General features: G+C 64.2%; 17 protein-coding genes. 11 read left to right on the plus strand and 6 right to left on the minus strand.

Going from position 1 to position 21,353, the window contains the following annotated elements; all coding sequences use genetic code 11:
* The 5 genes from pbpC to JWR89_RS15425 form a co-directional block, all read left to right on the plus strand.
* The coding region (pbpC, locus tag JWR89_RS15405; RefSeq protein WP_299717623.1) for a penicillin-binding protein 1C at positions 1-1,536 on the plus strand (1,536 nt) is incomplete at its 5' end.
* Between the two features lie 50 nt (positions 1,537-1,586).
* Entirely contained in the window at positions 1,587-3,329 is a 1,743-nt protein-coding gene (locus tag JWR89_RS15410; RefSeq protein ID WP_299717625.1) for a glycosyltransferase family 39 protein, read from the plus strand.
* Complete coding sequence (locus tag JWR89_RS15415; RefSeq protein WP_299717627.1) at positions 3,329-4,174, plus strand: phosphatase PAP2 family protein; 846 nt, start codon at positions 3,329-3,331, stop codon at positions 4,172-4,174. Before JWR89_RS15410 ends, JWR89_RS15415 begins: the two co-directional genes overlap by 1 nt.
* A gap of 69 nt (positions 4,175-4,243) precedes the next feature.
* On the plus strand, positions 4,244-4,987 hold the full coding sequence (locus tag JWR89_RS15420) for a glycosyltransferase family 2 protein (RefSeq protein WP_299717629.1): 744 nt from the start codon (positions 4,244-4,246) through the stop codon (positions 4,985-4,987).
* Positions 4,987-5,325 carry a lipid-A-disaccharide synthase N-terminal domain-containing protein gene (locus JWR89_RS15425; RefSeq protein WP_299717631.1) on the plus strand — a complete coding sequence of 113 codons (339 nt, stop codon included), beginning with the start codon at positions 4,987-4,989 and terminating at the stop codon, positions 5,323-5,325. Before JWR89_RS15420 ends, JWR89_RS15425 begins: the two co-directional genes overlap by 1 nt.
* A gap of 3 nt (positions 5,326-5,328) precedes the next feature.
* Here JWR89_RS15425 and JWR89_RS15430 read toward each other — a convergent pair whose 3' ends face one another.
* The gene (locus JWR89_RS15430) at positions 5,329-7,023 is read right to left on the minus strand and encodes a Na/Pi cotransporter family protein (RefSeq protein ID WP_299717633.1); all 1,695 of its coding nucleotides are present in this window, start codon (positions 7,021-7,023) and stop codon (positions 5,329-5,331) included.
* 258 nt (positions 7,024-7,281) lie between these two features.
* Positions 7,282-8,475: a cystathionine beta-lyase gene (metC, locus tag JWR89_RS15435; RefSeq protein ID WP_299717635.1), complete on the minus strand. Its 1,194-nt coding sequence runs from the start codon at positions 8,473-8,475 to the stop codon at positions 7,282-7,284.
* A gap of 333 nt (positions 8,476-8,808) precedes the next feature.
* On the opposite strand from metC, the gene JWR89_RS15440 reads away from it, so the two are divergent.
* The 4 genes from JWR89_RS15440 to JWR89_RS15455 are packed head-to-tail and all read left to right on the plus strand — an operon-like array spanning position 8,809 to position 13,315.
* Complete coding sequence (locus JWR89_RS15440) at positions 8,809-9,825, plus strand: amino acid ABC transporter substrate-binding protein (RefSeq protein WP_299717637.1); 1,017 nt, start codon at positions 8,809-8,811, stop codon at positions 9,823-9,825.
* A gap of 23 nt (positions 9,826-9,848) precedes the next feature.
* Positions 9,849-11,054, plus strand: coding sequence for an ABC transporter permease subunit (locus tag JWR89_RS15445; protein WP_299717639.1), 1,206 nt, complete (start codon positions 9,849-9,851; stop codon positions 11,052-11,054).
* Positions 11,051-12,562 carry an amino acid ABC transporter permease gene (locus tag JWR89_RS15450; protein WP_299717641.1) on the plus strand — a complete coding sequence of 504 codons (1,512 nt, stop codon included), beginning with the start codon at positions 11,051-11,053 and terminating at the stop codon, positions 12,560-12,562. The genes JWR89_RS15445 and JWR89_RS15450 overlap by 4 nt, the downstream gene beginning before the upstream one ends.
* A 12-nt stretch (positions 12,563-12,574) precedes the next feature.
* Complete coding sequence (locus tag JWR89_RS15455; RefSeq protein WP_299717668.1) at positions 12,575-13,315, plus strand: amino acid ABC transporter ATP-binding protein; 741 nt, start codon at positions 12,575-12,577, stop codon at positions 13,313-13,315.
* 156 nt (positions 13,316-13,471) lie between these two features.
* Here JWR89_RS15455 and JWR89_RS15460 read toward each other — a convergent pair whose 3' ends face one another.
* The 4 genes from JWR89_RS15460 to JWR89_RS15475 all read right to left on the minus strand — a co-directional run bounded on the left by JWR89_RS15460 (position 13,472) and on the right by JWR89_RS15475 (position 18,142).
* Positions 13,472-14,512 carry a cysteine synthase A gene (locus tag JWR89_RS15460; protein WP_299717643.1) on the minus strand — a complete coding sequence of 347 codons (1,041 nt, stop codon included), beginning with the start codon at positions 14,510-14,512 and terminating at the stop codon, positions 13,472-13,474.
* Between the two features lie 101 nt (positions 14,513-14,613).
* The gene (locus JWR89_RS15465) at positions 14,614-15,858 is read right to left on the minus strand and encodes a cyclopropane-fatty-acyl-phospholipid synthase family protein (protein ID WP_299717645.1); all 1,245 of its coding nucleotides are present in this window, start codon (positions 15,856-15,858) and stop codon (positions 14,614-14,616) included.
* Positions 15,859-15,926: 68 nt separating this feature from the next.
* Positions 15,927-16,826: a DUF1365 domain-containing protein gene (locus JWR89_RS15470; protein ID WP_299717647.1), complete on the minus strand. Its 900-nt coding sequence runs from the start codon at positions 16,824-16,826 to the stop codon at positions 15,927-15,929.
* 2 nt (positions 16,827-16,828) lie between these two features.
* Complete coding sequence (locus JWR89_RS15475) at positions 16,829-18,142, minus strand: FAD-dependent oxidoreductase (protein ID WP_299717649.1); 1,314 nt, start codon at positions 18,140-18,142, stop codon at positions 16,829-16,831.
* A gap of 410 nt (positions 18,143-18,552) precedes the next feature.
* Between JWR89_RS15475 and JWR89_RS15480 the strand changes: the two genes are divergently transcribed.
* Together JWR89_RS15480 and JWR89_RS15485 are read left to right on the plus strand one after the other, a co-directional pair.
* The gene (locus JWR89_RS15480; protein WP_299717651.1) at positions 18,553-19,995 is read left to right on the plus strand and encodes an efflux transporter outer membrane subunit; all 1,443 of its coding nucleotides are present in this window, start codon (positions 18,553-18,555) and stop codon (positions 19,993-19,995) included.
* Entirely contained in the window at positions 19,985-21,334 is a 1,350-nt protein-coding gene (locus JWR89_RS15485) for an efflux RND transporter periplasmic adaptor subunit (protein ID WP_299717653.1), read from the plus strand. The genes JWR89_RS15480 and JWR89_RS15485 overlap by 11 nt, the downstream gene beginning before the upstream one ends.
* Positions 21,335-21,353 lie beyond the last annotated feature (19 nt).

Here is a 21,353-nt window from a genome sequence, read left to right on the forward strand (position 1 = left end):
TATTTCGGCAAGGAGCCGAAGCGATTGTCACTCGCCGAGAGCGCGCTGCTGGTGGCGCTGCCGCAATCGCCGGAGACGCGACGGCTCGACCGCCACCCCGGCAACGCCCGCGTCGCGCGCGACCGCGTGCTCGAACGCATGGTGCATGACGGCCGGGTATCCGCCGCCGATGCGATGCAGGCGAGAGCCGTCACTGTGCCGAAGCTGCGCAAACCGATGCCGGTGCTGGCGCCGCATTCGGCCGACCAGGCCATCGCGATCATGAAGGACACGCCGATCGTCAAGCTGTCGCTCGATGCCGGCATCCAGCGCGCACTGGAGGGCCTCGCGCGCGACCGCGCGGCGGCGATGGGATCGAACATCTCAATCGGCCTGATCGCCGTCGATAATGAGAGCGGCGACGTGCTCGCCCATGTCGGCTCGCCCGATTATTTCGACGATCGCCGCGCCGGCCAGGTCGATATGACCCGCGCGGTGCGTTCGCCCGGATCGACGCTGAAGCCCTTTATTTACGGCCTCGCCTTCGAGGACGGTTTTGTGCATCCGGACAGCCTGATCGAGGATCGGCCGATCCGGTTCGGCACGTACGCGCCGGAAAATTTCGACATGACGTTTCAGGGCACGGTGCCGGTGCGCAAGGCGCTGCAACTGTCATTGAATGTGCCGGCAATCGCGCTGCTCGACCGCGTCGGCGCGTCGCGGCTGTCGTCGCGGCTGAAGCAGGCCGGCGGCAACCTGGTGTTGCCGAAGGACGAGGCGCCGGGCCTCGCGATGGGCCTCGGTGGCGTCGGCATCACGCTGCGCGATCTGGTGCAGCTCTATGCGTCGCTCGCGCGCGGCGGCAGCGGCAAGCCATTGCGCGAGATCATGCAGGCCAATGGCGGCGACGACCGCGAAGCGATGCGGCTGATGGACCCGGTCGCCGCCTGGCAGGTCGGCAACGTGCTGATGGGCACGCCGCCGCCGGAGAACGCCGCGCATAACCGCATCGCGTTCAAGACCGGCACCAGCTACGGCTACCGCGATGCTTGGTCGGTCGGCTTCGATGGCCGCATGACCATCGGCGTCTGGGTCGGCCGTCCCGATGGTGCGCCGGTGCCAGGATTGGTCGGACGCACCGCCGCGGCGCCGATCCTGTTCGATGCGTTTGCCCGCACTGGCAAGCTGCCCGTGGCGCTGCCGAAGGCACCAAAAGGCACCCTGATCGCCGGCAATGCCAAGCTGCCGCTGCCACTGCGCCGGTTCCGGCCTTCCGGCGAGTTGATCCGCACCGGCAGCGAACAGGCGCTGCACATCCAGTTCCCACTCGACGGATCCCGGATCGATGCCAGTTCGGGAGAAAGCCAGCTGTCGGCTTTGCCCGTGAAAGTCGCCGGCGGCGTGCTGCCGATGACCATGCTGGTCAACGGGGTGGCGGTTGGCGAGATCGATGGCCGCCGGCAGCGGCTGGTAGATCCGCCTGGTCCAGGCTTCGTCCGGCTCACCGTGATGGACGCCATGGGCGCCGCGGACACAGTTGTGGTTAGAATTCAATAGTTGGGGGCTAACCGGTTGTCCGCGTGGCGGTTTCAGCGTAAGCGACAATCATGGCCGAGACCTATGCAAGACCCCGCTTTGGCGCGCCGCGCGAGCCGAAACCCCGAGTCAATCCGGGCCGTGGCCTGGTGCGCGTGCTGGATTTCGTCACGGCCAGCCATGCCCGCTCGGTCGCCTTCCTGACCATCTGCGGGTTGCTGTTCTTCCTGCCGGGATTTTTCAACATCCCGCCGATCGACCGCGACGAGCCGCGCTTCGCCCAGGCCACCAAGCAGATGGTCGAGACCGGCGATTTCGTCGATATCCGGTTCCAGGACGAGGTTCGTTATAAGAAGCCGGTCGGTATCTATTGGGTGCAGGCCGCAGTCGTGGAAACGGCGACAGGTCTTGGCCTGCAGCGGGCACAGGTCCGGATCTGGCTGTACCGGGTGCCGTCGCTGATCGGCGCCATCGGTGCGGTGCTGCTGACCTACTGGACCGCTCTGGCCTTCGTGACACGGCGCGGGGCGGTGCTGGCCGGGTTGATCATGTGCAGTTCGGTGCTGCTCGGCGTCGAAGCCCGGCTGGCCAAGACCGACGCCATGCTGCTGCTGACCGTGGTCGCCGTGATGGGAGCGATGGCGCGGGTCTATCTCGCCTGGCAACGCGGCGAAGACAACGACAAATCGGCATGGGCCGAGCCGGCGATCTTCTGGACTGCCATGGCGGCCAGCATCCTGGTCAAGGGGCCGCTGATCCTGATGTTTGTGGCGCTGACCGTGATCGCGCTGGCGATCATGGACCGCTCCTCGGCATGGCTGTGGCGGTTGCGGCCGCTGCCCGGTGTGCTGTGGATGCTGCTGCTGGTGCTGCCGTGGTTCATCGCAATCTTCCTGAAGTCCGGCGAGGCATTCTTCCAGAACTCGCTCGGCGGCGACATGCTGAGCAAGCTGGCGGCGCAGGAATCCCACGGTGCACCGCCCGGCGTTTATTTCCTGCTGTTCTGGGTGACGTTCTGGCCCGGCGCGCCGCTGGCCGGCATGGCGGCGCCGGCGATCTGGCGGGCGCGGCGCGAGCCTGGTGCCCAGTATCTGCTGGCGTGGTTGGTGCCGTCCTGGATCGTGTTCGAGCTGGTACTCACCAAGCTGCCGCATTACGTGCTGCCGCTGTATCCCGCGATCGCGATCTTGATCGTCGGCGCGCTGGAGCGCCGCGTGCTGTCGCGTTCGTGGCTGAAGCGCGGCGCGGCGTGGTGGTTTGCCATTCCGATGCTCACCGCCGTAATCACCGTCATCGGCGCCGTCATCCTGGTGCGTCACCCGGTGTTTATGGCGTGGCCGGTGGCCGCAGCGGCGCTGATCTTCGGCCTGTTCGCCTGGTGGATGTACGACGACAACCATGCCGAACGCTCCTTGCTCAATGCGATGCTGTCGGCGCTGTTCATGAGCGGGGCGTTCTACGGCATCGTCATGCCGGCGCTGAAGCCTCTGTTTCCCAGTCAGGAAATCGCCCGCGCGCTGCGCAATGTGGTTTGCGTCGGCCCGAAGGCCGCCGCAGCCGGCTATCACGAGCCCAGCCTGGTGTTCATGACCGGCACCTCGACACTGTTGACCGACGGCTCCGGCGCCGCGGATTTCCTCGGGCAGGGCAGTTGCCGCTTCGCGCTGGTGGAAGCGCGCTCCGAACGCGGCTTTGCGCAACGCGCGGAAGCGATCGGCCTGCGCTACAACGTAGCGACCCGCATCGAAGGTTATAACTTCTCGCAGGGTCGGGCGATCTCGGTGGCGATCTATCGCTCCGAAGGCACCGAGTAATGTCGGCGCTCCCCACGACTGGGCCGGCGTCCGGCTATTTGCCGCGCCTGAGCGCGATCGTCTGGCAGTCGCTGGCGCAACTGGTTCGCACGCCCTCACATTCGCGCCGCGCCGAAGCCGCGCGGCACTGGGCGCGGCGCTCGCTGGCGCTCGCGGGGATCACCGCGCTCGTCATCGTCGCATTAATGTATGTGCTGGACGCCTTCGAGATCGGCCTGATGCCCGCGCGCGGCACCGCGTGGCTGTGGCCGGTCCGGATCGTCACCGACTTCGGCAAATCGAGCTACGTGTTATGGGCGCTGTTCGGCATTCTGGTGGTCGTTGCGCTGCTGGCGCCGCGGCTGCGCGGCCTGTCGGGCGCGGTGATGATCAGTCTGGGCACCCGCATCCAGTACATCTTCCTGTCGGTCGCCTTCTCGGTGCTGGTCGGCGAACTCATCAAGGGCATCGTCGGCCGCGGTCGCCCGTTCGTTGGCGGCGTCGCCAATCCGTTCAATTTTTCGCATTTCGCCTGGAGCGAGGCGTATGCCAGCTTTCCGTCCGGCCACGCCACCACCAGTTTTGCGCTGGCTTTCGCGGTGTCGGCGGTGTGGCCGCGGCTGCGTTCCGTGATGTTTGCCTATGCGATCATCATCATCGCCAGCCGTCTTGTCCTGCTGGCGCATCATCCGAGCGACGTGGTGGCCGGCGCGCTGACCGGCGTGATCGGCGCCATGGCGGTGCGGTACTGGTTTGCGGCCCGCCATCTGGCCTTCACGATCCGCAGCGACGGCACCATCGATCCGCTCGCCGGACCCAGCCCGCGGCACCTCAAAAGGGTTGCCCGCGAGGCCTTCGCCCCATAGAAGCGGGGCTCCGCGAGACCAGCCGGCGGCCGGGTTCCCGTCGCGCTGCCTCCAGCCAAGAGCGTTGATTTGCCAGCACCTGACGAAACCGCGGTCGAAGTTTCCATCGTTGTGCCCGTGCGTAACGAGCAGGACAATGTCGCCCCCCTGATCGCCGAGATCACGGCAGCGCTCGACGGCCGCTGCGCGTACGAGATCATCTACGTCAACGACGGTTCCACCGACGCCACGCCGCAGCGCCTCTCAGAACAGATGCAGCACCGCGGCAACTTGCGCCGTATCGACCACGCCCAGTCGTCCGGCCAGTCGGCCGCGGTGCGGACCGGCGTTCGCGCCGCGCGCGGCGCCATCGTCGCCACGCTGGATGGCGACGGCCAGAACAATCCGGCGTTCCTGCCCGACCTGATTGCGGCGATCCAGGCCGGCAACGGGCGCGTCGGGCTGGCCGCCGGACAGCGCGTCGGCCGCAAGGACACCGGCTTCAAGAAGATGCAGTCGAAGATCGCCAATGGCGTGCGCAAGGCGATCCTCAGCGACGGTACCCGAGACACCGGCTGCGGCCTCAAGGCGTTCCGCCGCGACGTCTTCCTGTCGATGCCGTATTTCGACGGCCTGCATCGTTTCCTGCCGGCGCTGATGCGCCGTGAGGGCTTCGACATCGCCTATGTCGATGTCATCGACCGGCCGCGCCATTCCGGCGTTTCCAACTACGGCTTCTTCGACCGGCTGTGGATCGGCATCATGGATCTCGCCGGCGTGTGGTGGCTGATCCGCCGCAAGCGCACGACACCGGTCGCAACCGAGTTCAAATAATGCTCATTCAGTATGGCCAGGCGCTCGGCGACTACCTGTACGACGTGTTCGTCGCCAAATTCGATTTCTGGCTGGCTTTCGGCCTGGTGGCGCAGCTGTTGTTCACCGCGCGCTTCCTGGTGCAGTGGATTTCCAGCGAGCGTGCCGGCACCAGCGTGGTGCCGATGTCATTCTGGTTCTTCTCGATGGGTGGCGGCTTGATGACGCTGGTCTATGGCGTGGTGAAGCGCGAGCCGGTCATCATCATCGGCCAGGCGATGGCCACTTTCGTCTACATCCGCAACATCATGCTGATCGTCAAGAACCGCGACAAGGCTTCGAAGACGCTGGATCGTTGACGCCTATCTCGGCAAGGGAAGGGCGGCCGACCCTGGCAGCGCGAGCGGTTCGGGAGCTGCGGTTTTCGTCACCGGCAGCTCCCCCGCCGCGTCCAGCACCGGATAAGCCACCGAGCAGACGTGCGAGTGGATTCGCCTGAGATCGCGCAGCACGTCGAGGTGCAGCGAGGTGGTCTCGATGGTTTCCGGGCGACCTTCGCGTAGCCGGTCGAGATGACGTTCGGTGGCGGCGAGCTCGGCGTTGCGCAAGGCGGCCTTCTCCGCGAGCAACTTCCGGGCTTCGTTGACATCGCCTGACATGAACACGCCGAACGCGATCCGCAGCGATTCCATCGTGCGCTTGTGGAATGCGGAGAGTTCCTCAGCGCCTTCCGGCGAGAATTGGAAACGGCGCTTGATTTTCTTGGTGGCGAGTTCGCTGAGGTTCTTGTCGATGATATCGCCGATGTGCTCGAGATTGATCGCAAAGGAGATGATCTCCATGGCGCGGTGGCCTTCACGCTCGTCGAGACTGCCGCGGGTCAGCTTGGTGACGTAGAGCTTGATTGCCTCGTCGAGGTTGTCGACGTTATTGTCCATGCGCGAGACCTGATCGACCAGCGCGCGGTCGTTGGTCATCAGCGCCGCCATCACCTTGCGCAGCATCACCTCGACCAGATCGCCCATGTGCAATGTCTCACGCGCCGCATCGGCCAGCGCCAGTGATGGCGTCTCCAGCGCGCTTTCGTCGAGATAGCGCGGTCGTGACGGATCGACGTCCAGCACGCGGTTGGGCAGCAACCGCTTCAGCAGTCTGGCCTGGCCGTCGAGCAGGCCGATGAACAGCAGTGCGGTACCGACATTGAAGGCGATGTGGAATGCCGCCGTCATCTTCGCGGCATCGGGCTGCCAATCCTGAAGCGCATCCGCGATCGGATGCAGGAACGGCGCCACCAGCAGCACGCCGACCACGCGGTTGACCAGGTTGCCGTAAGGCAGGCGATAGCTCGCCGGATTATCGCGCCGCGCGCCCTCGAACACTGGATTAATGGCGCTGCCGAGATTGGCACCGAGCACCAGCGCCAACGCGGCGAATGGCGAGATGAAATGCGCGAAGGCCAGCGACATGATCAGCAGCACCGTGGCGACGCTGGAATGCACCGCCCAGGTAACGATGGCACCAAGCAGGATGCACAGAATAGGGTCGCCGGTGATGGCGCTCATAAAGATGCGCATGCCCGGCGCGTTTTCGGCCGGCGCCAGTGTGTCGAGCAGGATATGCAGCGCCAGCAGCATCAAACCGAGGCCGATGGCGACGCGGCCAAGATCCTTGATCCGCGACCGCGCACCGGTGCGGAACGCCAGCAGCCCGATAATGAAGAGGATCGGCGCGACCGCCGACATGTTGAACGATAGCAATTGTACGATCAGCGTGGTGCCGACATTGGCGCCGAGCATGATTGCCAGTGCAGGGACAAGGCTGACGATTCCCTCTGCCGTGAAGGAACTGGTGATCAGCGCGGTCGCGGTACTGCTCTGAAGAAGCGCGGTCAGGCCGATGCCGGCGCCGAACGCCGCCACCCGATTCTTCAGCGCGCGCGCTAGCGTCAGGCGCAAGTCGGCGCCAAACGCGCGCAAAATGCCGCTCTGGACCATATGCAGGCCCCACAGCAGCAGCGCGACGCCACCCATCAAATCGAGCAGTACGATGCTTCCCATGCTTGTCCATTCAGAAACTGACTCGAAGGGACAAAGCTATGCCGATCCGCACGGGGATCAATTGTTTTGTTGCATCGCAGATGCGGGGCTGAGGTGCACGTCAGGAGGCTCTCGTACCTCGGACGCGGTGCAATGCGCCGCGCAGCGGCGTAGCGCGCCGCAGAGCGGGGGCCGTACCAATCGACGGTGCCCGTAACGGTCCCGGCTCTGCGAAGCAGCGCAAGAGCGCTGCATCGCGTCCGGGACAAGAGACTCAAGCTACGCCGCGCTAAGTGCCGCAAAACCGCGCGCCAGATCCGCCTGGAGATCCTCCACGCTTTCCAGTCCGATATGCAGACGCAGCGCAGGACCGCCCGGCGTCCAGGGCGTGGCGCTGCGATAGGTGCTGCAGTCGAACGGGATCACCAGGCTTTCGAAGCCGCCCCAGGAGTAGCCCATCCCGAACAGCTTGACCGTATCGAGGAAAGCATCGACCGCTTTTTCCGACACCGGCTTCAGCACGATGCTGAACAGCCCGGACGCGCCGGTGAAATCGCGCTTCCAGATCGCGTGGCCGGGATGGCTCGGCAGGCCGGGATGCAGCACCTTCAGCACTTCCGGCCGCGCCTCCAGCCAGCGCGCCATCTCAAGGCCCGAGTTCTGGTGATGCGCCAGCCGCACCGCCAGCGTGCGCAGGCCGCGCAGCGCCAGAAAGACGTCATCCGGTCCGGCGCAGACGCCGAGCAGCTTGATGCCTTCGCTGAGCAACGGCCACGCGCGCGCATTGCCGGAGATGGTGCCGAACATGATGTCGGAATGGCCGCCGATATATTTGGTCGCCGCCTGCAGGCTGATGTCGACGCCTTGCTCAAGGGAACGGTGATAGAGCGGCGTCGCCCAGGTGTTGTCGTCGATCACCAGCGCGCCATGGGCGTGCGCCACACCGGCGATCGCTGGAATGTCGGGCATCTCGAAGGACTGCGAGCCCGGCGCTTCGACCATCACCGCACGGGTGTTCGGCTTGAACAGCGCTTCGATGCCGGCGCCGATCATCGGATCGAAATAGGTGGTCTCGACACCGTAACGCGCCAGCAGGCCGTTGCAGAAATTTCGTGTTGGTCGGTAGGCATTGTCGCAGACCAGCAGGTGATCGCCGGCCTTCAGCACCGCGAGTAGCGCGGTGGAGATCGCCGACAGCCCGGACGGCACCAGGCCGACACCGGCGCAGCTCGGGCCTTCCAGCGCCATCAGCGCTTCCTGCAACGCCTTGGTGGTGGGGGTGCCATGGCGGCCGTACTGGAACTCGCCGCGATGGGCGTGCAGCGCTTCGGCGCTCGGATACAGAACCGTGGAACCGCGCACCACCGGCGGATTGACGAAGCCCTTTTGCGACTCGGTGTCACGCCCGGCGGTAACGAGCATGGTCTCGATGTCGAGCGGTGTCGTGCCGTGATTATCGTTTGAAGCCGTCATGGATCCGCCGTGGGTTGAACCGTATCGCCGCCATCGACGCGTGCCGCTGCGGTCCGCAGGATGCGGATGAAGTAGGGACTCTTACTAACAGGACTGGGAAGATCGGCGTCAACCCCTTGACCGTGCTGGCTGATCGTACGGTGACCCGCGTCACATTATGGTCGCGGCATGGTGAGCGTCTGCCGCGAATTTCGAACCGATGCCCACAGGTAAGGCGGGGTTTGGTCGTCTTGAGGGCGAGCCGGGCTTTGCCATGGCCTGACGGGTTGGTAGGGTGTCGTCCCACTGATTGCGTTGATCCAAGCGCCCCGGACGTCCTCGAAAGGCTTTGCCATGAAACGCGCAACCCTGGTTTTCACCCTGGCTCTGGCCGCCGGGCTTTCCGCGCAGGCCGCATCGGCGCAAACCCTGAAGACCGTCAAGGACCGCGGCATGCTCTCCTGCGGCGTCAGCCAGGGCCTGCCGGGGTTCTCGGCTCCCGACGACAAGGGCAACTGGGCCGGCTTTGACGTCGATCTCTGCCGCGCCCTCGCCGCCGCCATTTTCAACGATCCGACCAAGATCAAGTTTGTGCCGCTGTCGGCCAAGGACCGGTTCACCGCCTTGCAGTCGGGCGAGATCGACGTGCTGTCGCGCAACACCACCTGGACGCTGTCGCGCGATACCTCGCTGGGCATCAATTTCGCCGGCATCTCTTATTATGACGGGCAAGGTTTCCTAGTGCGCAAGTCGCTCAAGGTCAATTCCGCGCTGGAGCTGAACAGCGCTTCCGTATGCGTACAGACCGGCACCACCACCGAACAGAATGTCGCCGACTACTTCAAGGGCAACAATATGAAGTACGAAGTGATTGCATTCGGCACTGCCGACGAGACCGTTAAGGCCTATGAAGCAGGGCGCTGCGACGTGTTTACCTCCGATATCTCCGGGCTCTACGCCGAGCGCCTCAAACTCGCCGTTCCCGCCGACCATGGCGTGCTGCCCGAAGTAATCTCCAAGGAACCGCTCGGCCCACTGGTGCGCCATGCTGACGACCAGTGGCTGGACGTGGTGAAATGGACGCTGTTCGCGATGGTCAATGCCGAAGAACTCGGCATCACCCAGAAGAACGTCGATGACTTGGCGAAGTCCGACAAGCCGGAACTGAAGCGGGTATTCGGCACCGACGGCAATCTCGGCGAAACCCTCGGCCTCACCAAGGACTGGGTGTCGCGCATCATCAAGGCGACCGGCAATTACGGCGAGGTATTCGATCGCAATATCGGCGCTGGCTCCAAGCTCGGCATCGCCCGCGGCCTCAACCAGCTCTGGAACAAGGGCGGCATCCAGTACGCGCCGCCGATCCGCTGATCGAGGTCCAATCACCAGCGGCGATGGCCATCGAAGCAAGAGCGCCTCCTTCTCAGTTCGTCGCCAAGTTGCGACGCGGACTGGGCGGGCAAGCGGGCTGGCGCGGACTGGCGCTGCAGATCGTGTTCGTGGCGGCTCTGGCGTGGATCGCCTATGAGGTCGTCGCCAACGCCCGCGCCAACCTGGCGGCACAACGGATCGCGTCGGGTTTCGGCTTTCTCACCAACACCGCGGGCTTCGGTGTCAGCCAGGCGCTGATCCCGTATTCGGAATCCGATACCTACACCCGGGTGTTCTTCGTCGGCCTCGCCAACACGCTGATGGTGTCGGTCATCGGCATTTTCTTTGCCACCATCATCGGATTCGTGGTGGGTCTCGGCCGGATGTCGCCGAACTGGCTGCTGGCGCGGATCGCCGGCGGCTATGTCGAACTGATCCGCAACCTGCCGCTGCTGTTTCAGATTTTGTTCTGGTATCTCGCGGTACTCGCCGCGCTGCCGAATCCACGGCAGAGCATTTCGCTGCGGGACAGTTTCTTTCTCAGCAATCGCGGCTTCGGGGTTCCAAAGCCGATCGGTGCCGCTGGCTTCGAGCCATTCGCCATCGCCATCATCGTCGCCATCGTCGGCGCGCTGCTGCTGCGCGGCTTTGCTCGGCGGCAACTCTTCCAGAACGGCCGGCTGATCCGGATCTGGCCTTACGTGCTCGCCCTCCTGGTCGGGCTGCCGCTCCTCGCCGTGCTGATCTTCCGCAAGCCCGTCACCTTTGAATATCCGGAACTCAGAGGTTTCAACTTCTCCGGCGGCTCCCGCATCATTCCGGAATTCGTCGCCCTGACGCTGGCGCTGTCGATCTACACCGCGGCCTTTATCGCCGAGATCGTCCGCGCCGGCGTGCAATCGGTGCACAAGGGACAGATGGAGGCGGGCGCCTCGCTGGGCCTGACCCGCGGCGATAGCTTGCGGCTGATCGTGGTGCCGCAGGCGCTGCGCGTGATCCTGCCGCCGCTCACCAACCAGTATCTCAACCTCACCAAGAATTCGTCGCTAGCGGTGGCCATCGGCTATCCCGACCTGTTCTCGGTGTTCGCCGGGACGGCGCTGAGCCAGACCGGGCAGGCGATCGAGATCATCGCCATCACCATGGGCGTCTATCTGGCGATCTCGCTGATCACATCGGCGATCATGAGCTTCTACGGCTGGCGGCTCGGCCGGAGCCTGCGCGCATGAACGATGCCGCCTTCATCTCGAAACAACTGATCCCGGAACGCGCCGCACCGGTGAAGACCACGGGTCTCGTCGGCTTGGTGCGCACGCGGCTGCTGAACTCGCCGACCAACATTCTGCTCACCATCGCCTGCGTCCTGCTGCTCTGGTTCACTGTGATTCCCGCGATACGCTTCCTGCTGGTCGATGCGGTATGGCAGGGCCAAGATCGCACGGCGTGCCTGGCCGAAAACGTCGGCCATCCCGTCGGCGCCTGCTGGCCGTTCGTGCAGGCCAAGTTCACCCAGTTCATCTACGGCTTTTACCCGCAGCCGGAGCGCTGGCGCGTCAATCTGACGTTCGGGCTCGCGGTCCTTCTGCTGCTGCCACTGCTGATCCCCCGACTGCCTGCCAAGAGCCTCAATGCGGGATTGTTTTTCGTCGGCTTCCCCATCGTGGCGTTCTTCCTGCTGTATGGCGGCGGCATCCGCGGCTTCGGCATCGTCTGGACCGAAGCCGCGCTGTCCGGCCTTGCCAACGGGTTCGTCGATGGCGGCCGCCGGCTGGCCGAGGCAACCGCGTTGCCGCTGCTGTCGCAGACCCTCACCGGACTGGGTACACTGATCGCGCTGATCGGCTATGCCCTCGCCATCGTGCTGTGGCCGCTGACCTTCCTGCGCAATATCATTCAGGCCTCGGGCAAGCCTGTATGGGTGGACCTGGCCGCAACTGCCCTGATCGTTTCGGCGGTGCTGTTCCTGGTCGGTGGCGGTTTACGCAACGGCTGGCGCGCGCTGATCCTCAGCCTGACCACCTTTGCGGGGATTGCCGTTGTCATCGCGATCCTGCGGCTCGACCGCGGCGGCCTGCCGATCGTCGATACCCGCCTGTGGGGCGGCTTGCTGGTGACGCTGGTGGTATCGGTCACCGGAATCGTCACCTCGATGCCGGTCGGCATCGCCCTGGCGCTGGGCAGGCGTTCGACGATCCCGTTGATCCGGGTGTTCTCGGTCGCCTTCATCGAATTCTGGCGCGGAGTGCCGCTGATCACGGTGCTGTTCTTCGCCACTTATATGCTGCCGCTGTTTCTACCCGGCAACTTCACCATCGACGGTCTGATGCGCGTGCTGATCGGCATCGCGCTGTTCGCCGGCGCCTACAACGCCGAGGTCATTCGCGGCGGGCTGCAGGCGATCCCGCGCGGTCAGGCGGAAGCCGCCAGCGCGCTTGGCCTGTCGTCCTGGAAGACCACCGGCCTGGTGGTGATGCCGCAGGCGTTGCGTCACGTCATCCCCGGCCTCGTCAACAGTTTCATCGCGCTCCTGAAAGACACCTCGCTGGTATCGATCGTGGCGCTGTTCGATCTGCTCGGCCAGTTGCGCGCGTCGTTCGCAGATCCGGTCTGGTCGACGCCGACCACCTTGTTCACCGGGTTTGCCTTCACCGGCATGCTCTACTTCGTGATGTGCTTCGGCATGTCGCGCTATTCACTGTTCGTCGAGCACCGGCTCAATGCTCACCGGCGCAACTGAGGTTTCATGATGATGAATGCCCACCCGATCGTCACCATCGCCGGCCTCAACAAATGGTTCGGCGACTTCCATGTGCTGCGGGACGTCGGACTCGATGTCGGCCGCGGTGAGCGGATCGTGATCTGCGGCCCCTCCGGCTCCGGCAAATCGACGCTGATCCGCTGCATCAACGCGCTGGAGGAGTTTCAGGAGGGCCGCATCCAGGTCGATGGCATCGAACTCGGCCCCAACCTGCGCCACGTCGATGACATCCGCCGCGAGGTCGGCATGGTGTTCCAGAGCTTCAATCTGTTTCCCCATCTCACCGTGCTGGAAAACTGCACCCTGGCGCCGATCTGGGTACGCAACATGCCGAAGAAGGAGGCCGAAGAAGCGGCGATGAAATACCTTGAGCGGGTACGCATTCCGCAGCAGGCTCACAAGTTTCCCGGTCAGTTGTCCGGCGGCCAGCAGCAGCGCGTCGCCATCGCGCGGGCACTGACCATGAACCCAAAAGTTATGCTGTTCGACGAGCCTACTTCCTCGCTCGACCCCGAGATGGTCAAGGAAGTCCTCGACACCATGGTCGATCTCGCGGAGGAGGGCATGACCATGCTGGTGGTGACTCACGAGATGGGCTTTGCCAAGCAGGTCGCCGATCGCGTGGTGTTCATGGATGACGGGCAAATTCTCGAGGCGAACACCCCGAACGAGTTTTTCGCCCATCCGCAGCACGAGCGGACGAAGCTGTTTCTCGGGCAGATTTTGCGCTGAAATACTCTGGCCTCTCCCCGTCATTGCGAGGAGCCCTTGCGACGAAGCAATCCAGTCTCCGCTTGTGGCCTTCTGGATTGCCGGGTCGCTTCGCTAAGGGAAAAGCCGCAGGCTTTCCCTGACCTCGCGATGACGGGGAGGAACCTGTGCCCAGCCTCACACCGTCTCGAACGGCACCTTGATGTTGCTCTTCTGCTCCAGCCATTCCGGCACCGGCAGGTTCTTGCTGCGCATGAATTCGGGGTTGAACAGCTTCGACTGATAGCGGGCGCCGCCATCGCACAGGATGGTCACGATGGTCTTCCCGGGTCCTAGTTCCTTCGCCAGACGGATCGCGCCGGCGATATTGATGCCGGTCGAGCCGCCGAGGCAGAGGCCCTCGTGCTGCAGCAGGTCATAGATCGCGGCAACGGCTTCCTCGTCGGAAATCAGGAAGGCGGTATCGACCTTCGCAGTCTCGATGACTGGCGTCACACGGCCGATCCCGATGCCTTCCGTGATGGAATCGCCTGGCGTGGACTTGGCTTCGCCATGCTTGAACCAGTTATACATCGCAAAACCCTGCGGATCGGCGCAGGCCGTGACGATGTTGACGTTCTTTTCCTTCAGGTAGCGGGTCGTGCCAGCCAGCGTGCCGCCGGTCCCGACCGAACAAATGAAGCCATCCACCTTGCCGTCGGTCTGATCCCAGATCTCGGGGCCCGTCGATTCGTAGTGGGCCTTGGCGTTGTCGAGATTATTCCACTGGTCGGCGAACAGAACGCCGTTTGGCTCGGTCTTGCGCAGCTGCTCCGCAAGCCGCCGCCCGACATGCTGGTAGTTGTTCGGATTGGCGAACGGCAGCGCGGGCACCTCGATCAGTTCGGCGCCGTTAAACCGCAGCATGTCTTTCTTTTCCTGGCTCTGCGTGTCCGGGATCACGATCAGCGTGCGATAGCCGCGCGCACTGGCTACCACGGCGAGACCGATGCCCGTATTGCCCGCGGTCGACTCGACAATGAGACCGCCGGTCTTGAGTTCACCGCGCTTCTCGGCTTCGAGGATCATCCATTTGCCCGCGCGATCCTTCACCGATCCGCCCGGGTTCATGAACTCCGCCTTGCCGAGAATGGTGCAGCCGGTCAGTTCGGAGGCGCGCTTCAGCTTGATGAGCGGCGTGTTGCCGATCGCTTCGATGACGTCCTGGTCAATGTTCATGATGCGGAAAATCTTGCCTAAGGGTGCCAAACAGGTCGCGACCCTAGTGGAGGGCCGAAAGGCGCACAAGGGAGCGCAAACCCTGCTCTTCGGCCGGCGGATCACTTCGCTTTTGCGAACACCACCTGGCGGACATCGATGTTCCCCGACAGGAATCCGGCCTCGCAATAGGCCAGGTAATATTCCCACAGCCGGCGGAAACGGTCGTCAAATCCCAGCGGCGTCAGGCTCGGCCAGGCCGCACGGAAATTATCTCTCCAGGTGGCCAGCGTCTTGGCATAATCCAGTCCGAAAATGCGCTCGCGCACCACCGGCACGCCGAACTTGTCGCCCAGCGATTTGAGAATCTCCGGCGACGGCAGCATGCCGCCGGGGAAAACGTAGCGCTGGATGAAATCGACCTCGCGGCGATAGGCCTGGAAGAACTTGTCCTGGATGGTGATGGCCTGGATGCCGACCAGTCCGCCCGGCAGCAGCCGGTCGCGCAATTGTGAGAAATACTGCGGCCAGAACTGCTCGCCGACCGCCTCGATCATCTCGATGGAAGCGATGCGGTCGTACTGTCCGCGCTCGTCGCGATAGTCCTGGAACTTGATTTCGACCTGGCCTGTCAGGCCGGCATCCTGGATCCGCTTCTGCGCGAAATCGCGCTGCTCGCGGCTGATGGTCAGGCCGGTGACATGGGCGCCATAGTTCTTGGCGGCGTATTCCGCAAAGCCGCCCCAACCGCAGCCGATCTCGAGCACCTTGTGGCCGGGCTGCAGGTCGATGGCCTCGGCCAGCCTCCGGTACTTGTTGTTCTGCGCAGCCGTGAGATCCTGCGTGCCGTCCTCGAAGATCGCCGAGGAATAGGTCATGCTCGGATCGAGCCAGGCCGAGTAGAACGCGTTGCCGATGTCATAATGGGCGTAGATGTTCCGCTTCGCCTGCCGCCTGGTGTTGCGGTTGAACCAGTGCCGGACGATCTGCACGAAGCGCATCATCGGATTGTCGCCGAGCATGGCCTGGATCAGGTCGTGGTTGACGCAGAACAAATACAGGAACTGGGTCAGGTCCGGCGTGTCCCATTCGCCATGCAGATAGGCCTCGGCAACACCGATGTCGCCGCCATTGACCAGCCGCGAGGCGAAACCGTAGCCATAGATCGTCATCGATGCCGCAGGACCGGGCTCGACGCCGCCGAGCCGCACCTGGCGCCCGTCGGGCAGCGTCACGTCAAGTGTGCCGCTGCGCAGCTTCGAGCCGAACCCGAGAGCCAGCCGCACGACACGCGGCAGGTCGGCGAGTTTGCGATCGACATTATCCGGGGTCAGGACGATCAGCTTGGACGCGACTAAATCAGACATTTGCAGACCCATCGAATTGCGCGGCTCTGTGTCCGAGTTGTACGTGGACTGGAGATACGGTCGCAGTCCTATCGAAGCACAGCGTCTTGGTGCGGTGCGGTATCTCGTCGGCCCGCCGCTAACGGTGTCCTACTATAGTCAGTGCTTCGTGCGATCGCCAAGACGGTATTTTTTGCAGGGGCTTGCGGTCGCGGCACCAGTCGCGCGCCCTTGATCCAGAGCCGCAGTGCTTCCCAGTGGATCGCGGCCATGATCTTGAAGGTCACCATCGGCAGCGAGAAGAATGATGTCAGCAGCGCTGCCGTGGTCAGCGCGCGGCGGCTTCCGTTGAAGGTTGCGGCCAGCAGCGGACCTCCGGTGTCGGTTTCGAGTATCCGCAGCTTCACGCTCTGTCCGGGCGGCGACACTCGGAAATGGTAGCGCATCGGCATTTCGATAAAGGGCGAGACGTAGAACAGCTTGTCCTGCTCCTGCCGGATGCCGGCGGCGCTGCGCTGGCCGGGCTGCACCGGCAGTACATAGGCGTGGATATCGCCAAAGGTGTTGCGGACCTCGTAGATGATCAACGCGAGTTCGCCATCGGCGCGATAGCAGAAATAGGCCGACAACGGATTGAAGGTGTAGCCGAGCAAGCGGGGGTAGCACAGCAGCTCAACGCGGCCGCCAGTGAGGTCGATGCCCCGTTCGACGGCGCGCGCACGGGCAAAGGCTGACAGCGACGAGCCGTCGCGGTCGCCGTGATCGCTCTCGCGAAAGCTGTACAACGCCGCTCGGTTGACGCCGAACAACGACGTCTGCCGGTCGGCGGCATCCAGTCGGTCGAGGTCAATCAGCAGGCTCATCACGCGGTAGCTGAAACGATGCCCCATCGGCTTCAGCCGCGCATGCATGACATCGCCGACGTACAGCGCGGCCGCGGCATTGGCCGGACCCGGTTGCGTCTCCACACTTGCGGTCGCGTGATGCATGATTACTCCGCGGCCTCGGCCAGTTCGGGCGGAGGCGCCCGCCACGGCACCGTGGCGCCCAGCGCTTCCGCGACCGCCAGGCCCGATCGCAAGCCGTCCTCGTGAAAACCATAGCCGGTCCATGCGCCCGCAAACCAGGTGTGGCGCTGGCCCTGGATCTCGCCGAGCCGCTTTTGCGCCGCGAACGCCTTCGCATTGTATTGCGGGTGCTCGCAGATGTAACGGCCGAAGGTCAGCGCCGGGTCCGGCGCAAAGGGCGGGTTGAGGCTGACGAACAGCGGCTTGTCGTCGGCGAGGCCCTGCAGCCGGTTCATCCAGTAGGTCACGGCGACGTCGTTGAGCGCGGTGCCCTCGCGCCGCCAGCGCAGGAAGTTCCACGATGCCCAGGCATTCTTGCGCTTCGGCATCAGGCGGACATCGCGGTGCAGATAGACGACGTTGGGGGAATAACGGATATCGCCGAGGATGGCGGTCTCTTCCGCGCTGGGATCGTCCAGCATCGCCAGCGCCTGATCGCTATGCGACGCGATCACGACATGATCGTAGGTCTCATGACGGCCATGGCTGTCGCTGACCACCACGCCACGGTCCGTGCGCGCGATCGACGTCACGGCGCACCCGAGCCGCAGATGATCGCCAAAGGCGCTCATCAGTTTCTCGACGTAGCGCTTGCTGCCGCCCTTGACCGTGCGCCAGACCGGCCGGTCGTATTGCAGCAGTCGATGGTTGCTAAAGAAGGCAACGAAATTCTCGGCGGGGAAGTCGAGCATCCGGTCGGCCGGAGCGGACCAGATCGCGGCCCCCATCGGCGCCAGATAGTCGGTCAGCAGCCGCGGCGCGAATTTACGCCAGGCGAAGTATTCGCCGAGGGTCTTGCCGGCCAGCAGCCCGGCATCGCGGTCCTTCACGCTCTGTTCGTTGAAGGTGAGAATGTCCTTCAGCATCCAAAGGTAGGACGGCGAGAACAGGTTCTTCGGCTGCGCAAACAGGCCCTTCGCGGTCTCGACCCAGCTGTCGCCGCCGCCCTTCCATTCGAATCGCCCGCCATCAGCGGTGACCGAAAAGCTCATGCAGCTTTCCGTGGTCTCGACGCAGAGATGGGCAAACAGTTCGGTGAGGTCGGGATAATTGAGCTCGTTATAGACGATGAAGCCGATGTCCACCGCAACCGGCGTGCCGTCGTAGTCGATCGTCACCGTATGGCTGTGGCCGCCGGGGCGGATTTCGCGGTCGTAGACCGTGACGGGGTAGCGCTTCGACAAGGCCCACGCGGCGGCATTGCCTGCGATTCCCGTTCCGATCACTGCGACGCGCATTCCCCGACCCCTGTGCCCCGATTTGTTCGACCGAGGTACGTTGGTATCTCGTTGAGGTTTCAATTATTTCGAGCGATGGGACCGGCGAACCGTGGACCTGTGCCAGCAACATAAAATTACATGAAATCTTCGTAAGCCCGCCAACCGAAACGTGATGTCCGAGGCCAGAAAAGCACGGTGAAATAAGGGAAACTGTGCAAATAGGTAGGTTAAAGGGCGAGGCTCGCGAGATCGGGCTTGCGCGGCGCTGCGGCGCAAGAACACTGTCCGCGCACGGATCGGCCCGCTAAGATGGCGCCGGTAAATTCCTCACACCATCACCCGGTGAACGTGTCGCAGCCTGCATTACTTAGCGTCCAGACTTCCAGCGGATCGCATCCTGCGCGATGCCTTGCGCGCGGGGGAGGCCGGTGACGCTTTCCTTCCTGGGCGCAGCACGTGCATGTCTGGCGTTGGCGATCACCGCGACGTCGGCGGGCTGCATCCTGACCAAGGACCTGCCGGATCCGGCGCGCGACGTTCCCGCCGGGTACAAGGCGGCCCGGTTGTCCAATCCCGATGGTGCGACGCCGACGCTGGACTGGTGGCGCGGGTTCCGCTCGCGCGAGCTGACGCAGTTGATGGAAGAGGCCCAGACGGTTAACCTCGACATTGCCGCGGCGACATCCCGGATCCTGCAGGCCGATGCGCAGGCACGAATCACCGGCGCGGCGCTGCTGCCGAGCCTGAGCGGCGGCGGGCAAGAGACCTACTCGCGCAATTCTGGTTCCAGCGCCAACGGCCTGACCAACGGCGGGCGCGAGGTGGTGACCTATTCGTCGTCGCTGTCGGCGAGCTATGAAATCGACTTCTGGGGCAAGAATCGCGACGCGGCGCTAGCTACCGAAGAGACCGCCAACGCCAACAGATTCGACCGCGACACGGTTGCGCTGACAACCTTGGCCGCCGTCGCCAACGCGTACTTCCAGGTGCTGGCGTCGCAGGACCGGATCAAGACGGCCGAGCGCAACATCGCCAGTGCGCAGCGTATCCTCGATGCGATCCAGTCGCGGCTGACTGCCGGCACCGGCACCGACCTCGACCTGGCGCAGCAGCAGAGCGTGCTCGCCAACCAGCGCGCCGCGGTGCCGCCGCTGCGGCTGACGCTGGCGCAGAACATCAATGCGCTGGCGCTGTTGGTAGCGCGTCCACCGGAAAGCGTGCGGATCGCCGGAGGATCGCTGAACAGCGTAGCGTCGCCGAGGGTGACGCCGGGCCTACCGTCGGAACTTCTGACGCAGCGGCCCGACATCCGCCGCCAGGAAGCGCAGCTGGCATCGGCCACCGCGAATGTCGGCAGCGCCCGCGCGCAGTTCTTTCCGAGCATTCAGCTGACCGGGCAGGGCGGCTACCAGAGCTCGGCACTGGCATCGCTGTTCCAGCCCAATGCGGCCTTCTTCAGCCTGGTTGGCGGCCTCACCCAGCCGATCTTCGACGGCGGGCGCATCCTCGGCAATTTCGAACTGACCAAGGCCAAGCAGGACGAATTGCTACAGACCTACCGCAAGACGGTGATCTCGGCGTTTGTCGATGTGAACAACGCGCTGGCTTCGATCCGACAAAACACCGAAAAACTGCGATTGCAGCGCGATGTGGTAACGGCATCGCGACGCGCGTTCGAGCTTTCCGAGCAGCAACTGCGCGCCGGAACTGCAGATATCGTAACTGTGCTAAACACCCAATTGACGCTGTTTCAGGCCGAGGACGCGCTGTCGCAGGCGCAGCTCGCGCGGCTGCTGGCGATCGTCAGCCTGTATCAGGCGCTGGGAGGCGGCTGGGAGCCGAAAATGGAGAGACCGGTCAATGCTCTTTAAGCCGGATTCGAACGAGGCGGCGAACGCGCCCGGCACCGTGGCCCGCATCAAGGGCGGCGCGCGCCGACGCACGGTCTCGATCTTCGTCACGCTGCTGATCCTCGGCGGTCTCGGTTATATCGGCTGGACGGTAATGCAGCAGAAGCAAGCCGCTTCCCGCGCGCCGCGGCCCGATACGACCGTGCCGGTGCTGGCGGCAACGCCAAAAGTCCAGGACGTGCCGGTCTATCTCGACGGTGTCGGCTCGGTGAAGGCACTGAACAACGTCACCGTGCGCGCCCAGGTCGATGGCAAGCTGATCAAGGTCAATTTCAAGGAAGGCCAGGACGTCAAGGCCGGCGACGTGCTCGGCGAGATCGATCCGGTGCTGTACAAGGCGCTGTACGATCAGGCCGTCGCCAAGAAGGCCCAGGACGAGGCGACCCTGGCCAATGCCCGCCTCGACCTGATCCGCTACCAGCAGCTCGCCGCCACCAATGCCGGCTCCAAGCAGCAGGCCGACACCCAGAAATCGGTCGTCGCGCAGCAGGAAGCGCTGGTGAATTCGGACCAGGCCGCCATCGACAACGCGCAGGCGACCCTGAGCTACACCAAGATCATCGCGCCGCTGTCGGGCCGCGCCGGGCTGCGCCAGGTCGACCAGGGCAACATCATCCATGCCTCCGACACCACCGGTCTCGTCATCATCACCCAGCTGCAGCCGATCGCAGTTCAATTCAGCCTGCCGCAGCAGCAGATCGTCCGTGCCAATGCCGCTGCCGCCAAGGGCACGCTCGCGGTCGATGTGTTCGGCAATGACGGCGTCACCGTGGTCGATACGGGAACCCTGACCGGCATCGACAACCAGGTCGATATCACCACCGGGACCGTGAAGATCAAAGCGGAGTTCCCCAACGCCACCTTCCAGCTATGGCCGGGCCAATTCGTCAACGTCCGGCTCAAGGTCGAAACACTGTCGCAGGCGATGGTAGTGCCGACGTCCGCCGTGCAGCGCGGACCGGCTGGCACGTTCAGTTACGTGATCGGCGAGGGCGACATCGTCAAAGCGGTGCCGGTGACGGTGACACAGCAGAACGAGACCGAGGCCGTGATCGCCAAGGGCCTGTCGCCGAGCGACCGCGTCGTCACCACCGGCTTCGCCAATCTGGCAGAAGGCACCAAGGTCAGCGTCAGCACCAACAGCGAAGAACCGACCGCCGATCTGGCGCCGCGCAAGCGGGGCGGCAAGCGTGGCGAACGCCGTTCGGGCGAGGGCGACCAGAAGGGCCAGTCCGGTCCGGCCAAGGCGCCGTCGACGGCGCCGGGCAGCGCCGCACCCGTCGGAGCCAAACAGCCATGAACCCGATTGCCTGAGTTGA

Origin of the sequence: Tardiphaga sp., from assembly GCF_028290785.1 — a bacterium.
GTDB lineage: Bacteria > Pseudomonadota > Alphaproteobacteria > Rhizobiales > Xanthobacteraceae > Tardiphaga.